21 protein-coding genes and 1 tRNA gene are annotated in these 20338 nt (G+C 71.0%); 13 read left to right on the top strand and 9 right to left on the bottom strand.

The annotated features are described in order from the left end of the window. Positions 1 to 71: 71 nt before the first annotated feature. On the top strand, positions 72 to 563 hold the full coding sequence (locus tag Aru02nite_RS20110) for a MarR family winged helix-turn-helix transcriptional regulator (protein ID WP_203659927.1): 492 nt from the start codon (positions 72 to 74) through the stop codon (positions 561 to 563). A 313-nt stretch (positions 564 to 876) separates the two neighbouring features. Here Aru02nite_RS20110 and Aru02nite_RS20115 read toward each other — a convergent pair. Next, a tRNA-Leu gene (locus tag Aru02nite_RS20115) sits at positions 877 to 959 on the bottom strand. Positions 960 to 1181: 222 nt separating this feature from the next. On the opposite strand from Aru02nite_RS20115, the gene Aru02nite_RS20120 reads away from it, so the two are divergent. The 7 genes from Aru02nite_RS20120 to pknB all read left to right on the top strand — a co-directional run bounded on the left by Aru02nite_RS20120 (position 1182) and on the right by pknB (position 10402). Beyond that, positions 1182 to 1976, top strand: a complete 795-nt coding sequence (locus Aru02nite_RS20120) for an FHA domain-containing protein (protein ID WP_203659929.1) — start codon at positions 1182 to 1184, stop codon at positions 1974 to 1976. Continuing rightward, complete coding sequence (locus Aru02nite_RS20125) at positions 1976 to 2461, top strand: FHA domain-containing protein FhaB/FipA (protein WP_203659931.1); 486 nt, start codon at positions 1976 to 1978, stop codon at positions 2459 to 2461. The genes Aru02nite_RS20120 and Aru02nite_RS20125 overlap by 1 nt, the downstream gene beginning before the upstream one ends. A 123-nt stretch (positions 2462 to 2584) precedes the next feature. Then, on the top strand, positions 2585 to 3994 hold the full coding sequence (locus Aru02nite_RS20130) for a PP2C family protein-serine/threonine phosphatase (RefSeq protein WP_203659933.1): 1410 nt from the start codon (positions 2585 to 2587) through the stop codon (positions 3992 to 3994). A gap of 16 nt (positions 3995 to 4010) precedes the next feature. Beyond that, positions 4011 to 5489 (top strand): FtsW/RodA/SpoVE family cell cycle protein, encoded by a 1479-nt coding sequence (locus Aru02nite_RS20135; protein ID WP_203660351.1) that lies wholly within the window; start codon positions 4011 to 4013, stop codon positions 5487 to 5489. Beyond that, the gene (locus tag Aru02nite_RS20140; RefSeq protein ID WP_203659935.1) at positions 5486 to 6949 is read left to right on the top strand and encodes a penicillin-binding transpeptidase domain-containing protein; all 1464 of its coding nucleotides are present in this window, start codon (positions 5486 to 5488) and stop codon (positions 6947 to 6949) included. The genes Aru02nite_RS20135 and Aru02nite_RS20140 overlap by 4 nt, the downstream gene beginning before the upstream one ends. 37 nt (positions 6950 to 6986) lie before the next feature. After that, on the top strand, positions 6987 to 8642 hold the full coding sequence (locus Aru02nite_RS37475) for a serine/threonine-protein kinase (protein ID WP_203659938.1): 1656 nt from the start codon (positions 6987 to 6989) through the stop codon (positions 8640 to 8642). Beyond that, positions 8639 to 10402, top strand: a complete 1764-nt coding sequence (gene pknB, locus Aru02nite_RS20150) for a Stk1 family PASTA domain-containing Ser/Thr kinase (RefSeq protein WP_203659940.1) — start codon at positions 8639 to 8641, stop codon at positions 10400 to 10402. Before Aru02nite_RS37475 ends, pknB begins: the two co-directional genes overlap by 4 nt. 212 nt (positions 10403 to 10614) lie before the next feature. Here the strand turns inward: pknB and Aru02nite_RS20155 are convergent, their stop codons facing one another. The 4 genes from Aru02nite_RS20155 to Aru02nite_RS20170 all read right to left on the bottom strand — a co-directional run bounded on the left by Aru02nite_RS20155 (position 10615) and on the right by Aru02nite_RS20170 (position 13318). After that, on the bottom strand, positions 10615 to 11265 hold the full coding sequence (locus Aru02nite_RS20155) for an aminodeoxychorismate/anthranilate synthase component II (protein WP_203659942.1): 651 nt from the start codon (positions 11263 to 11265) through the stop codon (positions 10615 to 10617). A 152-nt stretch (positions 11266 to 11417) separates the two neighbouring features. Next, positions 11418 to 11639 carry a hypothetical protein gene (locus Aru02nite_RS20160; protein ID WP_203660410.1) on the bottom strand — a complete coding sequence of 74 codons (222 nt, stop codon included), beginning with the start codon at positions 11637 to 11639 and terminating at the stop codon, positions 11418 to 11420. A gap of 1 nt (position 11640) precedes the next feature. Then, positions 11641 to 12426, bottom strand: coding sequence for a class E sortase (locus tag Aru02nite_RS20165; protein WP_203659944.1), 786 nt, complete (start codon positions 12424 to 12426; stop codon positions 11641 to 11643). A 91-nt stretch (positions 12427 to 12517) separates the two neighbouring features. Next, positions 12518 to 13318 carry a DUF881 domain-containing protein gene (locus Aru02nite_RS20170; RefSeq protein WP_203659946.1) on the bottom strand — a complete coding sequence of 267 codons (801 nt, stop codon included), beginning with the start codon at positions 13316 to 13318 and terminating at the stop codon, positions 12518 to 12520. 65 nt (positions 13319 to 13383) lie between these two features. Here Aru02nite_RS20170 and Aru02nite_RS20175 point away from each other — a divergent pair, with 65 nt between their 5' ends. Both Aru02nite_RS20175 and Aru02nite_RS20180 read left to right on the top strand, forming a co-directional pair. Further along, on the top strand, positions 13384 to 13653 hold the full coding sequence (locus Aru02nite_RS20175; protein ID WP_203659948.1) for a cell division protein CrgA: 270 nt from the start codon (positions 13384 to 13386) through the stop codon (positions 13651 to 13653). A gap of 484 nt (positions 13654 to 14137) precedes the next feature. Next, the gene (locus tag Aru02nite_RS20180) at positions 14138 to 14377 is read left to right on the top strand and encodes a DUF397 domain-containing protein (RefSeq protein ID WP_203659950.1); all 240 of its coding nucleotides are present in this window, start codon (positions 14138 to 14140) and stop codon (positions 14375 to 14377) included. A 57-nt stretch (positions 14378 to 14434) separates the two neighbouring features. Here the strand turns inward: Aru02nite_RS20180 and Aru02nite_RS20185 are convergent, their stop codons facing one another. Together Aru02nite_RS20185 and Aru02nite_RS20190 are read right to left on the bottom strand one after the other, a co-directional pair. After that, positions 14435 to 14692 (bottom strand): hypothetical protein, encoded by a 258-nt coding sequence (locus Aru02nite_RS20185; protein WP_203659952.1) that lies wholly within the window; start codon positions 14690 to 14692, stop codon positions 14435 to 14437. Between the two features lie 76 nt (positions 14693 to 14768). Continuing rightward, entirely contained in the window at positions 14769 to 15944 is a 1176-nt protein-coding gene (locus Aru02nite_RS20190; protein ID WP_203659954.1) for a thiolase family protein, read from the bottom strand. A gap of 66 nt (positions 15945 to 16010) precedes the next feature. On the opposite strand from Aru02nite_RS20190, the gene Aru02nite_RS20195 reads away from it, so the two are divergent. After that, a complete protein-coding gene (locus tag Aru02nite_RS20195; protein ID WP_203659956.1) occupies positions 16011 to 16556 on the top strand; it encodes a PH domain-containing protein in 546 nt (181 codons plus the stop codon). On the opposite strand, the gene Aru02nite_RS20200 is transcribed toward Aru02nite_RS20195, so the two are convergent. Then, a complete protein-coding gene (locus Aru02nite_RS20200; protein WP_203659958.1) occupies positions 16494 to 17390 on the bottom strand; it encodes a rhomboid family intramembrane serine protease in 897 nt (298 codons plus the stop codon). The genes Aru02nite_RS20195 and Aru02nite_RS20200 overlap by 63 nt on opposite strands. A gap of 207 nt (positions 17391 to 17597) precedes the next feature. Then, on the bottom strand, positions 17598 to 18122 hold the full coding sequence (locus Aru02nite_RS20205; RefSeq protein WP_203659960.1) for a peptidylprolyl isomerase: 525 nt from the start codon (positions 18120 to 18122) through the stop codon (positions 17598 to 17600). A gap of 133 nt (positions 18123 to 18255) precedes the next feature. On the opposite strand from Aru02nite_RS20205, the gene Aru02nite_RS20210 reads away from it, so the two are divergent. Continuing rightward, complete coding sequence (locus Aru02nite_RS20210; protein WP_203659962.1) at positions 18256 to 19020, top strand: hypothetical protein; 765 nt, start codon at positions 18256 to 18258, stop codon at positions 19018 to 19020. A 118-nt stretch (positions 19021 to 19138) separates the two neighbouring features. Then, complete coding sequence (locus Aru02nite_RS20215; protein WP_203659964.1) at positions 19139 to 20338, top strand: alpha/beta hydrolase-fold protein; 1200 nt, start codon at positions 19139 to 19141, stop codon at positions 20336 to 20338.

Raw genomic sequence — 20338 nt, forward strand, 5'->3', positions numbered from 1 at the left:
GGCCGGCCACCACCCCGCCACGCCCCGCGGGACCGGTAAACTCTCACCACCGAAGCCCGGGGAGCACCGCCGTGACCAGCCCTGACGACTCGGCCGCACACCTGGCCGACCTGTTCTTCCAACTGAGCAAGCGGATCCGGACCCGTTCGGCGGAGCACCTCGCACCGCTCGGCCTGACGCCCGGTCAGGCCCGCGCGCTCCGGGTGATCTCCCGCAGCGACGCGCCGCTCCGCATCGTCACGCTCGCCGCGCGACTCGACATCGTCCCCCGCTCGGCCACCACCGTCGTCGACGCCCTCGAACAGGCCGGCCTCGTCACCCGCCAGTCCGACCCCGCCGACCGCCGCTCGGTACTCCTCACCCTCACCGACGCCGGCCACACCCTCGTCACCGAGCTCCAGGACGCCCGCCGCCGTACCGCCGAGGACCTGTTCCAGGCCCTCCCGCCGCCCGACCGGGCCCACCTCTCCCGCATCCTCGACACCCTCACCCACGCCACCACCCCCGACCCCCCGAACCACCCCCACCCGCCCAAGTACCAGGGGCCGCAAGGGACCAACTGAGGATCCACCGCACCTCCAGCAGCTTTACGACCGAACGCCCGAACAGCGCCCGCCAAAGCCGACCCAAGAGACCACCACAGGGCTCGGCGAAGCCGCCCCATGAACCACGCAGGGCTCGGCGAAGCCGGCCCGAGATACCAGTAGTGGGCTCGGCGAAGCCGGCCCACCGAACGCGGCGTTGGTGTGGCGCACAGCGCCCACGCAGAATCCGCAAGGAACCAGGAACGCGGGGGTCCGGGGGGCTCGGCCCCCCGGGAATGATTCACACCCAGACCGGTCCGCGCTCTCCGCGGACACAGTCCGACCATCTGGGTGGGGAAGGGGGGAGTTGAACCCCCACGCCCTTTCGGGCACACGGACCTGAACCGTGCGCGTCTGCCATTCCGCCACTTCCCCGTGGCCACGCCCGCAACCCGATGAGGATCGCGGGAGTGTTTGCGGGTACATAGGTTACAGTGCCCGCCGGGCTCGGGAGCCGATGGCCCCTGCCCCGCTCTCCGAGTCGCATGGTGCAAGCTCTCGGACAGCGGCGAAAGCCTAGCACGAGGAGGAACGCTCCTGCCGACGGGAGTGGTCCCGCCCGATACCATCGGGGTCACGGAAGCCGAGGAGGAGCCGGTGAGCGTTCTGCAACGCTTCGAGAAGCGGTTGGAGAACTTGGTGGAGGGCACCTTTGCCAAGGTCTTCAGGGGGGTCGTGCACCCTGTCGAGATCGCCAGTGCCATGCAGCGGGAAGCTGAGGCGCACAAGGCGATCCTGGCGGGTGGCCGCACCCTGGTGCCCAACCGGTACGTGATCGATCTCTCGCCCTACGACCACAGCCGGCTCGCGCCGTACGCGGCGGCCCTGGCGCAGGAGCTGGCGCAGACCCAGGCCGAGTTCATCGGTGAACAGGGTTGGACGGTGTACGGGGACGTCATCGTCGAGATCGAGCGTGGCGAAGGTCTCGACACCGGCATGTTCCGGGTCACCGCTGAGGTGTACACCGGGGGTCAGCAGCCGGAGCCCGCCCAGCAGGGCTACGACCAACAGCAGCAGTACCAGCAGGGTCCGCCGCCGGGTGCGCCCGCGCCGGGCCCGGAGGCGTACAGCACGTCGGGGCCGCCGGCTCCGCCGATGCAGCAGCAGACGCCGAACGCGCGGATGGTGTCGAACGACGGGCGCCAGTTCGCGCTGGCGATCGGGTCGACGATCATCGGCCGCGGCGAGCAGGCGCAGCTCCGGCTGGCGGACGTCGGCATCTCCCGCCGACACGCCCGGCTGGACTTCGACGGCACGCGGGTGGTGCTGACGGATCTGGGTTCGACCAACGGCACGGTGGTCAACGGCCAGCGGATCTCGGCGGTGGCGCTGCGACCCGGTGACGTCGTCCAGTTCGGTACGACTTCGCTGACGTTCCACGTGGACGGCTGATGCCCTCGATCGTCCTGGCCGTCGCCAGGTTCGGCTTCCTGGCGCTGTTGTGGATCTTCGTCTTCGCGGTCGCCGGGGTCGTCCGGCGTGACCTGTGGACGGGCTCGCGCAGTAACCGGCTGGTGGCGGCGCCCCGCGGGGTGCCTGCCGCCGGCCCGCCGCAGCCGGCCCCGGCGCGGCCGCGTCGTGGTCAATCTCCGCGGATACTCGTGGTGACGGAGGGGGCGCTGGCGGGCACCACGATCACCCTCACCGACCGGCCGATCACCATGGGCCGAGCCGAGGACTCCACTGTGGTGCTGACCGACGACTACGCGTCGACCCGGCACGCCCGGCTGGTGGCACGCAACGGCGAATGGTTCCTGGAGGACGTCGGATCGACCAACGGCACGTATCTGGATCGCGCTAAGGTCACCGGACCAACTCCTGTCCCTCTGGGTGTACCGATACGAATCGGTCGCACCGCACTCGAACTACGGCCGTGACTATGACTTCCGGTGTTCCCGCACACTCCCCCGTACCGGTGATCACCACGACGCGACGGCAGGTCGCCTCATGACCCGACCCCCCGGTGGCTCCTCCCGGCGTCTCGACGCGGAGGCCACCTCATGACTCTCACCCTCCGTTTCGCCGCGCACAGCGACCGCGGACTGATCCGGGACGGCAACCAGGACTCGGTGTTCGCCGGGCCGCGGCTGTTGGCCGTGGCCGACGGCATGGGCGGCATGGCCGCCGGTGACGTGGCGAGCAACATCGTGATCGGCGCGCTGGCCCCGCTGGACGACGACGTACCCGGGCCGGATCTGGTCGACGCGTTGCGTAACGCGGTGTCCGCGGCAAACCAGCATCTGCGCGAGACGGTGCAGGCCAACCCTCAGATGGAGGGCATGGGCACCACGCTGACCGCGATGCTGTTCTCCGGCACGCGGTTCGGCCTGGTGCACGTCGGCGACTCCCGGGCGTACCAGTTGCGCGACGCGCAGTTCGTCCAGATCACCAAGGACGACTCGTACGTGCAGATGCTCGTGGACGAGGGCCGGATCACGCCCGAGGAGGCGAACAACCACCCGCAGCGTTCGCTGATCACGCGGGCGTTGCAGGGCGAGGACGTCGAACCCGAGTTCTCCGTACGCGAGGCCCGGTCCGGCGACCGCTACCTGTTGTGCAGCGACGGTCTGCACGGGTTCGTCAGCGACGAGACGATCTCCGAGACGATGCTGACCACGCCGGACGCGAACCAGTGCGTGGACCGGCTGATCCAGTTGGCGTTGCGGGCCGGTGGCCCGGACAACGTCACGGTGATCATCGCGGACGTGGTGGACGGCAACGTCGCCGAGCAGCAGCCGATCGTCGGCGGTGCGGCCGCGCGCGACCGGGGCATGACCACGGTGGCCGATCCGAACAGTCCGGCCGCCCGGGCGGCGCTCGCGCAGCAGCGCAGCCAGCCGCCGCCGGAGCCGGAGCCCGCGGAGGAGCCGGACGAGCCGGAGGAGCGCCGCCGGCACCCGGTCCGTAACACCCTGATCGTGCTGCTCGCCCTGGTGGTGGTCGGTGGCGCCGGCTTCGGCGTCTGGCAGTACACGCAGGCTCAGTACTTCGTGGGTGCGACCGACGACGGATATGTCGCGGTGTTCCGGGGCGTACCGGGTGACGTGGTGGGTCTGCGACTGTCCAGTGTGGACGTCAAGAGCGAGACGAAGGTCAGCGACCTGACGAAGCTGGTACGCAACCGGGTCGAGCAGGGCATCGACAGCAGCAACCGCCAGCAGGCGTTGAGTACGCTGCGCGAGTTGACCGACGACAGCGCGTCCAACTCGAACCTGCTGCCGGTGTGCGCGACGCCGACCCCGACGCCGAGCCACAGCGCAACGCCGTCGCCGACCCCGACGAAGTCCAAGGGGGGCACGCCGTCCCCGACGCCGAAGTCGCACAAGACGGCGAGCCCGAGCCCGTCCGTACCGTCGACGAGCCCGTCGGCCGTCGCCCCGAGTTCCGGTGATTGCCGGCCAGGCAGGTGAAACACCGCTCGTGAGCATGCCGACCTTCGCCCAACCCGCCGCCGCGCCGCCCGGTGCGACGGCCGGTCGGCGTGTGCCCACGCGGCGCAACACCGAACTGGCCCTGCTGCTGTTCGGTTTCGTGGTCACCGCGTTGCTGTCCGCCGCGGCCCAGGCCGCCCTGATCAACACCGTACGGGTGGACTGCCTGGTCCTGCCCGTACTGGTGCTCATGCTCGGGCTGGTGGCGCACGTCGTGATCCGGATCTTCGCGCCGTACGCGGATCCCGTGCTGTTGCCGCTCGCGACGCTGATCAACGGCGTCGGGGTGGTGTTCATCCACCGGGTCGACGTACCGACGGAGACCGACAGCGACTACCACAAGTTCGCCTCGATCGGCGCGACCGACGGGCTCGGCATCCAGCAGGTGATGTGGACCGGTCTGGCGGTGATCTTCTGCTGCGCGCTGATCATCGTGATCCGGGACCACCGCACGCTCGCGCGCTACGCGTACACGTTCGGGCTGGCGGGCATCGTGCTGGTGGCGATCCCGGCCGTGCTGCCCGGCTCGATGAGCGAGGTCAACGGCGCGAAGGTCTGGATCCGGCTGCCGTTCTTCGCGATCCAGCCCGGTGAGCTGGCCAAACTCGCCCTCTTCGTCTTCTTCGCGTACTACCTGGTCCGCAAGCGCGAGGTGCTGTCGCTGGCGAGCAAGCGGGTGCTGGGCATCGCGCTGCCGCGCCCGCGCGACCTGGGTCCGGTCATCGTGGTCTGGATCATGAGTGTCCTGATCCTGGTGTTCGAGAAGGATCTGGGTTCGTCGCTGCTGTTCCTGGGCACCTTCGTGGTGATGCTGTACATCGCGACCGAGCGGAAGTCGTGGCTGGTCATCGGCTTCGTGCTGTTCGCGTTCGGCGCGTTCGCGGCATACTCGCTGGGCACCTGGCTCGGCCCGTTCCGGAACTTCCACGACCGGGTCGACATCTGGCTCAACCCGATGTCCGACCCGCTCAACACCACGTACCAGCTGTCCCGGTCGCTGATCAGCCTCGGCGTCGGCGGGCTGTTCGGCGCCGGCCCGGGTGCGGGTGACCCGACGTCGGTGCCGCTGGCCCGGAGCGACTTCATCATCGCCACCATCGGCGAGGAGCTGGGCATGTTCGGCCTGGCCGCGATCCTCCTGCTGTACCTGCTGATCACGCTGCGCGGGGTCAAGGCCGGCACGGTGGTGCGCGACCCGTTCGGGAAGCTGCTCGCGGGCGGGCTGGCGTTCTCGATGTCGATCCAGGTGTTCGTGATCGTCGGCGGCGTCACCGACCTGATCCCGCTGACCGGCCTGACCACACCGTTCCTGTCGTACGGCGGGTCGTCGCTGGTGGCGAACTGGATCCTGATCGGCCTGCTCATCCGCATCTCGAACGACGCGCGCCGGCCGAGCCCGGCAGGTACCGCCGGGGGGCCGAGTGGCCCGCCGCCCCAGTTGCAGAGCGCCGCGACGGAGGTGATCAAGCTGTGAACCCGACCCTGCGACGCTCGTCCCTGGTCATCTTCGTCATGTTCCTGGCACTGCTGGGCAACCTGACCCGGGTGCAGTTCATCCAGGCCAAGAGTTACGCCGAGAACCCGGCGAACCCGCGCATCCTGAAGGACGCGTACAGCACGCCGCGCGGCGCGATCATGGTCGGCCGCGACCCCATCGCGTACAGCAAGGACACCGGTGGCGAGCTGCGCTACCAGCGGTTCTACCCGAAGGGCGCGGAATACTCGCCGATCACCGGGTACATGTCCCAGGTGTACGGCAGCACCGGCGTCGAGCGGTACGAGAACTCGGTGCTGAACGGTACCGACGACATCCTGTTCACGCAGAAGCTGTCGGACACGATCACCGGTAAGAAGACCGCCGGCGCGAACGTGCTGCTGACCATCAACGCGAAGGCCCAGGACGCCGCGTGGAACGCGCTGAAGGGCCGGAAGGGCGCGGCCGTCGCGGTCGACCCGAAGACCGGGAAGATCCTGGCGATGGCCACCTCGCCCAGCTTCGACCCGAACCCGCTGGCCAGCCACCAGACCAAGACCGTCACCGACGCGTGGAACAGCTACGACCCGTCCAGCGGTTCGGGTCCGATGGCGAACCGGGCGCTCGGCGGCGGTGGCCCGTGGCCGCCCGGTTCGACGATGAAGGTCGTCGTGTCGGCCGCGGCCCTGGAGAACGGGTACGACCCGAGCACGAGCATCCCCGCCGGCAGGTCGTACCAGCCGGAGGACGGTGGGCAGGAGATCCACAACGACGTGGACTCGATCTGCCCGCAGGACCAGGTGACGATGCTGGTCGCGCTGCGCGACTCGTGCAACACCGGGTTCGCGAAGCTGGGCGTCAAGCTCGGCGCGCAGACGGTCGTGTCGAAGGCCGAGGCGTTCGGGTTGAACAAGGCGATGACGATCCCGATGCTCGGCCAGGACCAGGGCCTGCCGGTCGCGAAGAGCGTGACCGGCGACCCGAAGGGCGCGTCGCAGGTGGCGCAGTCGTCGATCGGCCAGTTCAACGTGGCCGAGACGCCGTTCCAGGAGGCGATGATCGCCGGGGCGGTCGCCAACGACGGCACCGAGATGCAGCCGTACCTGGTGCAGGAGATCCAGGGCAGCGACTACTCGACCCTGCGCACCGCGCAGGAGCAGAAGTTCGGGCATCCGATCAGTTCGGACACCGCCGGCAAGCTGCGCGAGATGATGAACGCCGTCGTCTCGGACGGTACGGGGCGCCGGGCGCAGATCCCGGGCATCGAGGTGGGCGGCAAGACCGGTACCGCCGAGCACGGCGACGGTGCGCCCGAGCACGGCTGGTTCATGGGATATGCGCGGGACAACGGCGACCCGAAGGTGGCCGTAGGCGTGTTTCTTGAGTCGGCGGGCGAAGGTGGCAGCGCCGACGCCACCCAGATCGGCGGCGACATCATGAAGGCGGTGCTGGGCAAGTGACGAACACCCCTCCCGCGACGAAGAAGGGACAGAGCAGATGCTGACGCCCGGGGGCACACTGGGCGGCCGTTACCGGTTGAGCGAGCGGATCGCCACCGGTGGCATGGGGGACGTCTGGAAAGCGGAGGACACGGTCCTCGGCCGCGTCGTCGCAGTGAAGATCCTGCAGTCGGCTCTGCTGGAGGAGCCAGGCTTCGTCGAGCGCTTCCGCGCCGAGGCCCGGGTCATGGCCACGATCAACCACCCCGGCGTCGTCAAGGTGTACGACTACGGCGAGACCGACGTGGACGGCGGCGGCCAGATGGCCTACCTCGTCATGGAGTACGTCGAGGGTGAGTCGCTGGCGCACACGCTGAGCCGGGTCGGGCGGCTGACCCCGGACCGCACGATGGACCTGCTCGCGCAGGCCGCCGACGCGCTCCAGGCCGCCCACGACCACGGCATCGTCCACCGCGACGTCAAGCCCGGCAACCTGCTCGTCCGGCCGGACGGGCGGCTGGTGCTGACCGACTTCGGGATCGCCCGCAGCGCGATGTCCGGCCAGCTCACCACGGCCGGTTCGATCCTCGGCACCGCGTCGTACGTGTCGCCCGAGCAGGCGACCGGCACCGGCAACATCACCGCCTCCAGCGACGTGTACTCGCTGGGCGTGGTCGGGTACCAGTGCATGTCGGGGCACCGGCCGTTCGAGGGTGAGAACCCGATCCAGGTCGCCATGAAGCACATCCGGGAGACGCCGCCGCCACTGCCGGCGGACGTACCGGGTCCGGTGCGCGAGGTGATCGAGCGGGCGATGGCCAAGGACGTACCGGCCCGGTGGGCGAGCGCGGCGGCGATGGCCGACGCGTCCCGCCGGTCGGTGAACGGCGGCGGCCTGACCACCGCGGCGTTCGGCGGCGGTACTGGGGCGATGCGCCCGCCGGGCCCGGACCGTACGTCGGTCATGCCGGGCGCGCCGACCAGCGGTCCGGGCGGCTACCGGGCGGGTGCGGCGGCGGTGCCGTCGGCGCCACCGGCCTCGGGACCGCCGGCCTCCGGCGCGCCGTACCAGGACTACGACTACTCGGGGCAGAACCAGCCGCGCAAGCGCCGCGGGCTGATGGTCGCCGGCATCGTGATCGCCGTACTCGTCGTCGTCGTCGGGCTGGGCGCCATCGGATACGCGCTGACGTCCGGCAAGGACGACAACCGAGCCGGCGGCACACCCACCCCGAGCGCCAGCGCCAGCAAGAACGACAACGGCGTGATCACCATCCCGAACGAGGGCCGCGGCTACCTGCACCAGCCGTACCAGGATGTGGCCAACGACCTCGTCAACAAGGGCCTGACACCGGTCCGGATCGACGGCCAGGCCCAGGACAACTACCAGCCCGGCGAGGTGAACCGCGTCCGGTACGAGACGCCGCTGCACAAGGGCGACCGGGTCAAGGTCTTCGTCCAGCCCGACTGGAACAACAACGGCAACGGAAACGGGAACGGAAACGGAAACGGCGACAATAACGGGAACGGCAACGGAAACGGTGGGCTGCCGTTCCCGGGGCAGAGCCACTCGTCGCCGTCGACCGAGCCGAGCACGCAGCCGACGAACCCTGAGTCGCCCGCGTCCCCGACGCCGAGTGACGGCGGCAACGGCAACGGCACCAACGCCCGGCAGTCCAGCTTCGACGGCACCGGGCTGGGGGCGTACCAGTGACCGCGGAGGACCGGACACTCGGCGGCCGGTACGAGGTCGGCGAGCTGCTGGGCTACGGCGGCATGGCGGAGGTCCATCAGGGCCGTGACCTGCGGCTGGGCCGGGACGTGGCGATCAAGATGCTGCGTACCGACCTGGCCCGGGACGCCACGTTCCAGGCCCGGTTCCGGCGCGAGGCGCAGAACGCCGCCTCGCTCAACCACCCGGCCATCGTCGCGGTGTACGACACGGGCGAGGAGAAGGGCTCCGACGGGGAGTCCCTGCCGTACATCGTGATGGAGTTCGTGAACGGGCGGACCCTCAAGGAGGTCCTGACCGCCGAGGGGCACCTCGAACCGAAGCGGGCGCTGGACATCACCGCGGACGTGTGCGCCGCGCTGGACTTCTCGCACAAGCACGGCATCATCCACCGCGACATCAAGCCGGGCAACATCATGTTGACCTCGGCCGGCCAGGTCAAGGTGATGGACTTCGGCATCGCCCGCGCGGTCGCGAGTACGACGGCGACGATGACGCAGACCAGCGCGGTCATCGGCACCGCGCAGTATCTGTCGCCGGAGCAGGCGCGCGGCGAGACCGTCGACGCCCGCTCCGACGTGTACGCGACGGGTTGTGTGCTGTTCGAGCTGCTGACCGGACAGCCGCCGTTCACCGGCGACAGCCCGGTCAGCGTGGCGTACCAGCATGTGCGGGAGGAGCCGAAGCCGCCGAGCGAGCGCAACCCGGACGTCATCCCGGACGTGGACGCCGTCACCCTCAAGGCGCTGGCGAAGAACCCCGCCAACCGGTACCAGAGCGCCGCGGAGATGCGGTCCGACCTGCTGCGCGCCGCGAACGGGCGGCCGGTGCAGGCGACGCCCGTGCTGCCCGCCGACGAGCGTACGCAGGTGGTGAGTGGTGTCCCGCTCAGCGGCGGCGGCAACACGAGCACCCAGCCGGCGGCGCGGGTCACCGATCCGGCGCGCCGGCGCCGTGCCATGTGGGTACTGATCTCGTTGGCGCTGCTGGTCGTGCTGGCGGTGGCCGCGACCGGCATCGGGCTCTACCTGTCGTCCTCGCAGAACCCGACCGCGACGCTGCCGAGCGTCAAGGGCAAACCGAGCGCTGTCGCGGTGAAGGCGGTCAAGGACGCCGGCTTCACCGACGTCCACACCCAGCCGCAGGTGTCGTCCGAGGCGAACAAGGGCAAGGTCGTCGACCAGCGGCCCACCCCGAACCGCGAGTACCGGACGAACGAGCCGATCACGCTGACCGTCGGCAGCGGCCCGCGTACGGTGCAGGTACCGGAGATCAAGGGCTTCAGCAGGGCCGGCGCGCAGAACGCGCTGGAGCAGTGGCACCTGAAGGCGCAGTTCGAGGAGATCGACAGCGCGGAGACCGAGGGCACGGTCGTCGAGACCAAGCCCGGCATCGGCGCCCAGGTTCCGCTCAACAGCACCGTCATCGTGTACTTGTCGCGCGGCAACCTGTCGACCGTGCCGAACGTGGTCGGCCGGTCCAAGGACGACGCCGAGCAGACGCTCCGGTCCGCCGGCTTCGACGTGTCCGTGCAGTACCAGACGAGCGACAGCCCGGCCGGCCAGGTCGTCAACCAGAACCCGGCGGGCAACACGACGACGAAGGACAAGTCCGTCACGATCATCGTGGCGCAGAAGGCATCTCCGTCGCCCACGCCGTCCGAGTCGGAGAGCGCATCGCCGAGCCCGACCCCGTCCGACTCGCCGAGCTGGCCGATCCCGACCCCCGGCAAGACGGACTGATCCCGTACCGTCTGCCGACGATCCCGGCCGGTCCGGCAGGCGGCGCCCCGCCGGCCTCGGCCCACGCGGCGCTCGATCGGCGCGGCCGCAACGGCACATCGGCGGCCTGGGCCGATCACGGCACACCGGTGGTCGAGGGTGGCGCACTCACGCGGGGGCGCACCGGTCCGGGCGGTCTCCACCGGGCCGACCGGCGCGTACCGGCGGTGGTGTCAGCCGATGGCGGCGAGCCGGCGCTGCTCCACCTGCTCGGCCAGGCGCGGCGCCAGGTCCAGCGCGGCCGGCTGACCGCAGGTGGCCAGCCAGTTCGCCAGCATCCGGTGACCGCCCTGGGTCAGCACCGACTCGGGGTGGAACTGCACCCCGTCGATCGGCAGCTCCCGGTGGCGCATCGCCATCACCACACCCGATGCGGTACGCCCGGTCACCTCGATCTCGGGCGGCAGCGTCGCCTCGTCCACCGTGAGCGAGTGGTACCGCGTGGCGGTGAACGGGTCGGGCAGGCCGGCGAGTACGCCGAGGCCGTCGTGATGGACCTCGCTGGTCTTGCCGTGCAGCAGCTCGGGCGCGCGCACCACGGTCGCCCCGTACGCCTCGCCGATGGCCTGGTGGCCGAGGCAGACGCCGAACAGCGGCACCCGGCCCGCCGCCGCCCGCACCAGCGGTACGCAGATGCCGGCGCGCGCCGGGGTGCCGGGTCCGGGCGACAGCAGGATGCCGGCCACGTCGTACCCGAGGGCCTCGTCGACGGTGAGCTCGTCGTTGCGGCGGACCACGCAGTCGACGTCCAACTGCCCCAGGTACTGCACGAGGTTGAACACGAACGAGTCGTAGTTGTCCACGACCAGCACCCGGGTACGCATGGCGGCAAGTCTAGGCGCTGCCGCGTCCCGCCCGTCCACGGCGATTCGACGCCGGACCGGGCGCCGACGCGGGCGGATGCGCAGGGGCGCGCTGGGCACCGCGCAGAGGAGCACTGGGCACCGTGCGCGTCGGCCGGCGCGAGCGAACGGCCTCAGTTGCCGGGCAGGCCGTGCCCTTTCGGACTCGGGCTGGGGCTGTGCGACGCGCCGTTGGTCGGGTTGCCGACCTGTACGTCGTTGAACGGCAGCAACGGATCCACGGTCGGGAACACCCAGTACCAGAGGGCGGCGGCGACGGCGGCGATGAGCAGCAGCGATCCGATGATCTTGCCGGGCGTACCGAAGGGCAGCTTGCGCCAGATCCAGCCGTACACGTCAGCCCCCCAGTTCCTTCGGCTTGCCCTCGCTGCTGGGCTGCTGCCGGACGAGCTTGCCGTGGTAGATCAGCCGCTGGTAGTTGTCCCACCACGGGTTGCAGGTCGTCAACGTGAGGAGCGCCTTCGTGGGCTTGGCGCCGACGGGCTGGTCGGGCACCGGGTTGACCACGTCGACCTGGGTCGGTTTGACGATCTCCTGCTGGTACGCCTTGTAGATGAACCACGTCGTACGCGTCTGGACGATGATGTCGTCGCCCATCTGGAGCTTGTCGAAGTTCCGGGGGAAGATCGCGTCCTCGCGGTGGCCGGCGACGGAGAAGTTGCCGATCTGGCCGGGCATCGCCGAGTTGGGGTAGTGGCCGGGCGCGTTCATGATGTCCTGCGGGCTGACGCCCTCCACGACGATCAGCTTGATGTTGAACCGCGGGATGTACAGCCGGGCGAGCGCCTCGCCGGGCAGCGGCGGCGAGTCCTCGGCCTTCTTCGGCGGCGCCGCCCACGCCTTGTCCAACTGCTGCGCGTACTTGTCCTGCTGGTGGCCGATGATGAGCTGCTTGCCGTACACCTCGTAGCCGGCGAACAGCAGGACCACGAGACCGAAGGTGATGAACACCTCGCCGACGGCACGGACCGCCTTGCGTACCGGACCGTCGGACAACGGCGGCTGGTAAGCCTCGGGCATGTTGCGGAAGGGCCGTCGGCGGTTGCGCCGGTGCGATCTGATCTTGGTCGGCAGCGCGGGCATGACGACGGTCTCGTCCGGATCCGGACCCCAGAAACTCACGCCGCCTCCCGGTACGTCGCCGCCCGGCAATTGTTGGCGGGGCCCGCTTTCCGCCGGCTTTCCGCCCGTCCCTCCTGGGGTCGCATCGCGCCTACTGTGGCACCCGGGCGTCGGACAGGGCAACCGAGCCGTCGTACGCCTTGAGCCGCACGTCGCGCTCCTCCCTGACCTCGTACCCGAGGCCCCAGTCACGCGCGGCCGCCCGGTACGCCCGGACCGCCGGCGCCGCGTCCAGCGCGGCCCGCATCGCCGTCCGGTCGCCGATCGCCACGATCCGGAACGGCGGGGAGAACACCCGGCCGGACAGCAGCAGCGTGTTGCCGACGCAGCGTACCGCGCTGGTGGAAATGACCCGCACGTCCATGATCGACATGGCCTCGGCGCCGCCCGCCCACAGCGCGTTCACCACGGCCTGTACGTCCTGCTGGTGCACGACCACGTCGTCCGCGGTCGCGCCGGCCGGCAGCTGGCGGTCCGGACGGCGTGGCGCGTCGTCCAACGTGACGGACAGCGCCGGCCCGTGGACCGCGGTGAGCCCGGCCGCCGCCTTCTCCGCGTTCCCGCGGTCCTGCTGCGCGCGTACCCGGTCGTCGGAGCGGGCGGCGCGGCCGGTGTCGCGCTCGATGTCGCCGCGCAGCCCCGCGGCCTGTTTCTCGGCCCGCTGCACGTCGGCCTGCCGCTGCCGGATCGCGTCGCCGAGCTGCACCCGGCGGTCCTCTCGGAGCTGGGTGCCGCGGGCGGTCGCGGCGGTCGTCGCGAACAGGAACCCCGCGAGGAGTACGACAAGTGGCACGATGACAGACCAACCGCGCTGACGGCCCGGACGCCGGCGAGGCACCAGGAACCGGGCGAGCAGCCCCGGCTCCGACCCCGGTGTGCTCGATTCCGCCACGCCGCCTCCTTGCGGTCTGCGCGACCTTGATTACGCTAGCTTCCGGACCGTTGTCAGGAGAGACCGTGCCCAAGTCCCGAGTTCGTACCAAGAAGGTTTACACGGCGCCGGCCGAGTTGCGACCGCAGGAGCGGACCGCCAAGGCGAAGCGGAAGCCGAGTCCGACATGGGTGCCGATCACGGCGCTCGTGCTGATCGTCGTCGGCATCGGCTGGCTCGTCACCTTCTACCTGTCCGGCGGGCAGTACCCGATCGGCTCCTGGCAGTACTGGAACCTCGCGATCGGCTTCGGCGCGCTGGTCGCCAGCCTGCTCGTGCTGTCCCGCTGGCGCTGACCCGCCCGGGTCACCGCCGCTGTTCCCGCCGCGCCACCGTGTCCGTACCGGAAGCTGTCGCGTTGGTCTGGCATGGCCGGTTCCTCCGTACGACGGGCTGTCCTGCCGGTTCAACGTGGACACGCATGGCGCGGGTACGCGGATTCAGCGGTTCGGTGCGACGTCGGTAACTACACCGCTGTGGTTTTCCCCAAGGGTTGTCCACAACTGTGGATAACCCTGTTGGTACGCGGTGTCAGCGCACCTCACGGGGTCGCGGTGCGGCCCGCCGCGCCGGGTGTCCGTTCCCGGGATGTGGACGGAACGCGGCGGTGTGGAGTTGGTCACCGGACGCCGTCCGGTTCGTTGCCGAATGCGTACCACGCGCCGGTGCGCGTGCCTGTGGATATCCGGGCCCGGGGGATCTACCTTCGGACACCGAAACACGGGCCGACGTGACCCGCACGTACGACACCCACGACGTCGAGTACGAAGGAAGTGAGCTGTGACCGCTCCCGAGTCCCAGAAGAAGGAACGCCCGGACCTGACCGGCGCGGTCTGGCGCGGCAGCGACGTGGAGACGCCGCAGGGCGGCGGCCGCATCGAGATCGCGTTCGTCGAGGACAAGATCTGCATGCGCAACGGCGAGGACCCGGACAGCCCGGTACTGGTGTTCACCAAGGGCGAGTGGGACGCGTTCGTCGAGGGCGCCAAGGACGGCGAGTTCGACCTGCCGATGCAGTGAGACCCGATGCAGTGAGACCGCGGGCGGCGGGGTGCGGAGGCCCCGCCGCGGGCGCGCTCAGGCCAGGGCGTTCCTGGTGGGAACGGTGCCGTCGCTGGCGAACTGCGCGACCAGCAGCCGCCGGGGAACGCTGTCGAACGCGAACGACCGTACGGCGCGGCGCAGCCCACGGAACCCGTCGTACGACGGGGTGGTGAGGTCGAGGCGTCCCGGGGTGGGCACCGGGGCGTCGGCCGGGAATCCCACGGTGGCACCGACCGCGGCACCGACCACCAGCGCGCCACCGGCCGTGAACAGCATCCGCCGGGAGACCATCCGACCGCCCCTCGTCCGCGGCGGCGCCCGGCGGGCGCCGCGTCCGCCCGAGTGTGCGGGGCGGACGCAACGCCGCTCAGCCGAGCAGTTCCAGGACGGTCGCGTTGGCCATACCGCCGCCCTCGCACATCGTCTGCAGCCCGTACCGGTGGCCGCCGGCGCGCATCTGCGACAGCAGCGTCGTCATCAGCCGGGCGCCGGAACCGCCGAGCGGGTGGCCGAGCGCGATCGCGCCACCTCGCGGGTTCAGCCGGGACGGGTCGGCGCCCGTCTCCGCCAGCCACGCCAGCGGTACCGGCGCGAACGCCTCGTTCACCTCGAACACGCCGATGTCGTCGACGGTGAGGCCGGCCCGGTCGAGTACCTTGCGGGTCGCGGGCATCGGCGCGGTCAGCATGAGTACCGGATCGTCGGCGGCGATCGCGGTGGCGTGGATCCGGGCGATCGGGGTGAGGCCCAGCTCGCGCGCCTTCTCGCCGGTGGTGACCAGCAGGGCGGCGGACCCGTCGGAGATCTGCGACGCTGTGCCGGCCGTGACCACACCGTCCGGCCGGAACGGGGTGGGCAGCTCGCCCAGCTTCGCCAGCGACGTGTCCCGCCGGATGCCCTCGTCCGCCGCGAACACCCCACCCTCCACCGGTACGGGCACGATCTCGTCCGCGAACAGTCCGGCGTCCTGCGCGTCGGCGGCCTTCCGGTGACTCTCCAGCGCGTACTCGTCGAGTTGGGTGCGGCCGAAGCCCCAGCGTGCGGCGATCAGCTCGGCGCCGACGCCCTGGTTGAACGGCAGCGGGCCGGGGGTGACGCCGTCGCGCCCGGCGTAGCGCGCGAGTACGGCGGGGCCGAACGGCGTGCCGACGTCGTGGCCGACCGACGAGCCCATCGGTACCCGGGTCATGACCTCGACGCCGCCGGCGACGACGACGTCGCACTGGCCGCTGACCACGGCCGCGGCGGCGAAGTGCACGGCCTGCTGGCTGGAGCCGCACTGCCGGTCGATGCTGGTGCCGGGCACCGACTCGGGCCACCCGGCGGCGAGCACGGCGTTGCGCGCGATGTTCCACGACTGCTCGCCGACCTGGCTGACGCAGCCCCAGACCACGTCGTCGACCACGGCCGGGTCGATGCCGGTGCGCTCGGCCAGCGCGGTCAGTACCCGCGCCGACAGGTCGACCGGATGTACGCCGGACAGGGTGCCCTTGCGCCGCCCGACCGGCGTCCGTACGGCTGCCACGATGACCGCGTCGCGCATCTGTTACTCCCCGGTAGCCTTTTGCCCGAAGCGTACTCCGCGGGCGGCCCGCGGCACACTGGGCGGATGGAACCCTTCGACGTACGGCCCGCGAGCCCGTCGGTCCCGGCGGCGCCCGTCGGGCCGACGCCCGCGCCACCCGCGGACGGGGTGTACCGGTGGCGGATCCGCCCGCTCGGCACCGTACTCAAGGGCATCGGTGCGGTGCTGTTCCTGGCCGCCGGCGTGTGGGCGGCCGCGGACCGGGTGGCCCTCGCGGTCGGCGTCGCCGGGTTCGTGGTGCTGGCCGCGCTCGCCGTCCGCGACCTGGTCGCCGGCGTACCGCTGGCGGCGGACGCGACGGGCGTGCGGGTGCGGACCGGTTTCGCCGGGCACCGGCACATCCCGTGGGACGAGGTCGAACGGGTCCGCGTCGACCGCCGCTCCCGCCTCGGCGTACGTACCGAGGCGGTGGAGATCGACTGCGACACCGAGCTGTACCTGTTCAGCGCCAACCAGCTCGGCGGCACACCCTGCGCGGACGTGGTAGGCCGGCTGGCGGCGCTACGGTCAGGCGTAGCTGAGGATCTGCGCGGTTCTGCCGACGGTGAGCAGGACGAAGATCAGCAGTAGCCCACCGAGTACCGCGACCTGCACGATCGTCCGGTTGGCCCGCGGCGCGTACGCCAGGCCGAGACCGGCGGCGGCACCCGTGATCAGCCCGCCCAGGTGGCCGACGATCGAGATGCCCGGCACCAGGAACGTGAAGACCAGGTTCACCACGATCAGTACGACCACGCTCGAACTGGACAGCCCCAGCTTGCGGTTGATGAAGAACATCGCCGCGAACAGGCCGAACACCGCGGTCGAGGCGCCGCCGGAGAGCTGGTTGCCGGTGAACAGGTAGCACGCGACGTTGCCGCCGATGCCGCACACGAAGTAGAGCGCGGCGAACCGGGCCGGGCCGAGCGCCCGCTCCAGGTACCGGCCCAGCACCCACAGCACGTACATGTTCATGGCCAGGTGCAGGATGCTGAAGTGCACGAACATCGCCGTGACGAGCCGGTAGTACTCGCCTGAGGCGATCGCCGGCGGGTAGACGCCGAGCTGGACCTCCAGGTGCGTGGTCGTCCCGGCGAGGAAGCTGCCGCCGTGGCCGAGCGCGGCGCCGAACCCGCCCGCGGCCAGGATCAACACGTACACGACGACGTTGACGGCGATCAGGCCGATGGTCACGTACCCCCGGTCGCCGCCGCGGAACCGGCCGCCGAACGCGCCCTGCGCGGACCGCGTCGTACGCCGGGACTCGGCGACGCACTCGGGGCACTGGAAACCGACCGACGCCTCGTTCATGCAGTCCGGGCAGATCGGCCGGTTGCAGCGGACGCAGCGGACGTACGTCTCCCGGCCGGGATGGCGGTAGCAGACCGGCACCGTGGGGCTTCCCGTGGTCTGCGGCTCGGTCATGGTCGACAGCCTCCGAAGTGTGCGGGGGCTTCAAGAATGCCGCACCGCACCACGGGCTGCCGCGCCGCCCGTTCCGCACCGCCCCACGCGGGGCCGGAGCGGGTCCGGACGCAGCCTCCGGGCAGGCCCGAAGCAGGTGTGGACCGGGCCGTGGGTGGCCGCCGGAGCGCCGGCGTACCGCGACCCACGGGCCCGATGCCGTACCCGTTATTCCTGGGTGATGTCGATCCGCTCGATCACGATGTCCTCGACCGGCTTGTCCTGCCCGCCGGTCTTGGTGGTCGCGATCGCGTCGACGACCTTCTGCGACGCCTCGTCGGCGACCTCACCGAAGATCGTGTGCTTGTTGTTCAGCCACGCCGTCGGCGCCACCGTGATGAAGAACTGCGAGCCGTTGGTGCCGGGCCCCGAGTTCGCCATGGCCAGCAGGTACGGCTTGGTGAACTGCAGCTCCGGGTGGAACTCGTCGCCGAACTTGTAGCCCGGCCCGCCGAAGCCCTTACCCAGCGGGTCGCCGCCCTGGATCATGAAGCCCTCGATGACCCGGTGGAAGATCGTCCCGTTGTACAGCGGGCCCTGGCCCGGCTGGCCGGTCGCGGGGTCGGTCCACTCCTGGGAGCCGTCCGAGAGCCCGACGAAGTTCTTCACCGTCTTGGGCGCGTGGTTCGGAAAGAGTTCGACCCGGATCGGGCCGGCATTCGTGTGCAGAGTCGCGTACAGCTTCTCGGCCATCGGTCCTCCTTGCTGGTGGTGGCCAATCACGCAATCGTGCCATGCGGCGGTTTCGGTGGTACGGGGGTGCGGGAACAGGGAGGATGAGCGGTAGTACTCACGGGAGGTGGGACAGTTGTCGCTGCGTCGACGCGTGGAGAAGACACGTGCACAGCAGTTCGGTGACGAGCTGACGGACGGGCTCGGTCACTTCCGGTCGGCGGCCGTGATCGCTGCGGAACGTGCGGCCGAGGCGGTAGCGCCCCGGGTGGACTCCGCGCGTGAGGTGCTGGCGCCGGGGTTCGGCGCCGCCCGCGACGCGGTCGTACCCCGGGTGGGTGCGGCGCGGGACGTCATGGCACCGCGGGTCGAAGCGGCCCGTACGGCGGCCACGAAGTCCTGGGGCACCACGGTGTCGGCGGTCGCACCGATCGTCGCCGCGGCCGCGGAGAGCGCCCGGCAGGCCACCGAGGAGGCACGCAAGCAGGCCGCCAAGGCCGAACTGAAGGGCCGGGCGGCGAAGAAGGAGGCAGCCGTACGGGCGAAGGAGGCCGCCCGCGCGCTGAAGGGTGAGCGCACCCGTCGGCGCAGGTGGCCGTGGGTCGTCGGCATTCTCGGCGTGGGTGTGGCGGCGGGCGTGGTCGCCGCGGTCGTCTCGCGCCGCAACCAGCCGCACTGGGACGAGTACGAGCCGGAGCACGAGTTCGCGGAGCCGAGCAGCGCGTTCTCGGCCGCCCGGGAGCGTGCCGCCGGAGCCGTCGGTACGGCGAAGGAGAAGGCCAGCCACGCCGCCGGCGCCGTACGCGACAAGGCGAAGGACACGCTGCACGTCGCGTCGGACAAGACGGGCGAGGCCGCCGACCAGGTCGCCGAGGCGACCGACAGTACGGGTCACTCGTCCAACGGGCACAAGCCCTGATCAGTACGCACGAACGGTGCGCCGGTGCCGGACGGTACCGGCGCACCGTCGTGTTGACAGCTCTCCCGGCACTGACCAGAGTCGGATACTCCGGTCAGACGACGAACGGGGGGCGGTCATGGACATCAGGTACGGCGAGCGTGGGCTCGACCGGGCCGAGGTCGAGCGGCTGTGGCAGCGCGCCGAGCGCGGCGGCGGCCCGGTCGCGGTACCGGCCGGCGACGGCTGCGAGGCGGTCACGTTCCTGTGGCGCGGCGACCACGACCGCGTGGTACTCGTGGGCAGCCCGATCGACCACACCGACCTGCGCCGTACCGAGCTGACCCGGGTGCCGGGCACCGACCTGTGGCACCTCACCCTGCTGCTGCCGTCCGGGCTGCGCGCCGGCTACGCGTACGCGATCGACGAGCCGCACGACGACCTGAGCGGCGGGAACTGGTCGGAGTCCGTGCGGCGCTGGCGTACGGATCCGCTCAACCGCCGGACGTTCCGCCGGGAGTGCGACGGCACCGGCATCGGGCCCGACCCCAACGCCCACACCGAGTCCGTCCTCGAACTCCCCGGCACCGGCCCGAGCCGCTGGACCGCACCCGACCCGGCCGTACCGACCGGGCAGGTCACGATGCACTGGTTCCGCGCCGCCGACACCGGACTCGACTGCGACCACCGCGTCTGGGTGTACGAGCCGGCCGGCACCGGACCGTACCCGGTGGCGGTGTTCTTCGACGGCGACGTGTACGTGGCGGAGCTGGTGCCGACGCCGCGGATCCTCGACAACCTGATCGCCGCCGGCCGGATCCCGCCGACGCTGGGCGTGTTCGTCGACAGCGTCGGCGAGACGCGTACCGACGAGCTGCGCGGCAACCCGGCGTTCGTCTCGTTCCTGACCGACCGGCTGCTGCCGTGGGTGGCCGGACGCTGGCCGGTCACCGCCGACCCGGCCCGCACCCTGGTCGGCGGATCCAGCCTCGGCGGCACCTGCGCCGCGTACGCCGCGCTCACCGCACCCGACCGCTTCGGCCTCGTACTCTCCCAGTCCGGCGCGTTCCAGCAGCCGTCGGCCGAGTTCCCCGACGGGCTGCCGGCGCTGGTCGCGGCACACCCCGACACGTCCGCCCGCTGGTACCTGGAGGCCGGGCTGCTGGAGACCGACCGCGGCGGCTTCCCGACCAGCATCCTCGAAGCCAACCGCCACCTGCGCCAGGTACTGACCGGCCTCGGCCGGCCCCTCCGGTACACCGAGTTCGTCGGCGGGCACGACTACGTGTGCTGGCGCGAGACGCTCGCCGACGGCCTGACCGACCTGCTCGGCGACTGA

The sequence above is a fragment of the Actinocatenispora rupis genome, assembly GCF_016861975.1.
In the GTDB taxonomy this organism is placed as follows: Bacteria; Actinomycetota; Actinomycetes; order Mycobacteriales; family Micromonosporaceae; genus Actinocatenispora; species Actinocatenispora rupis.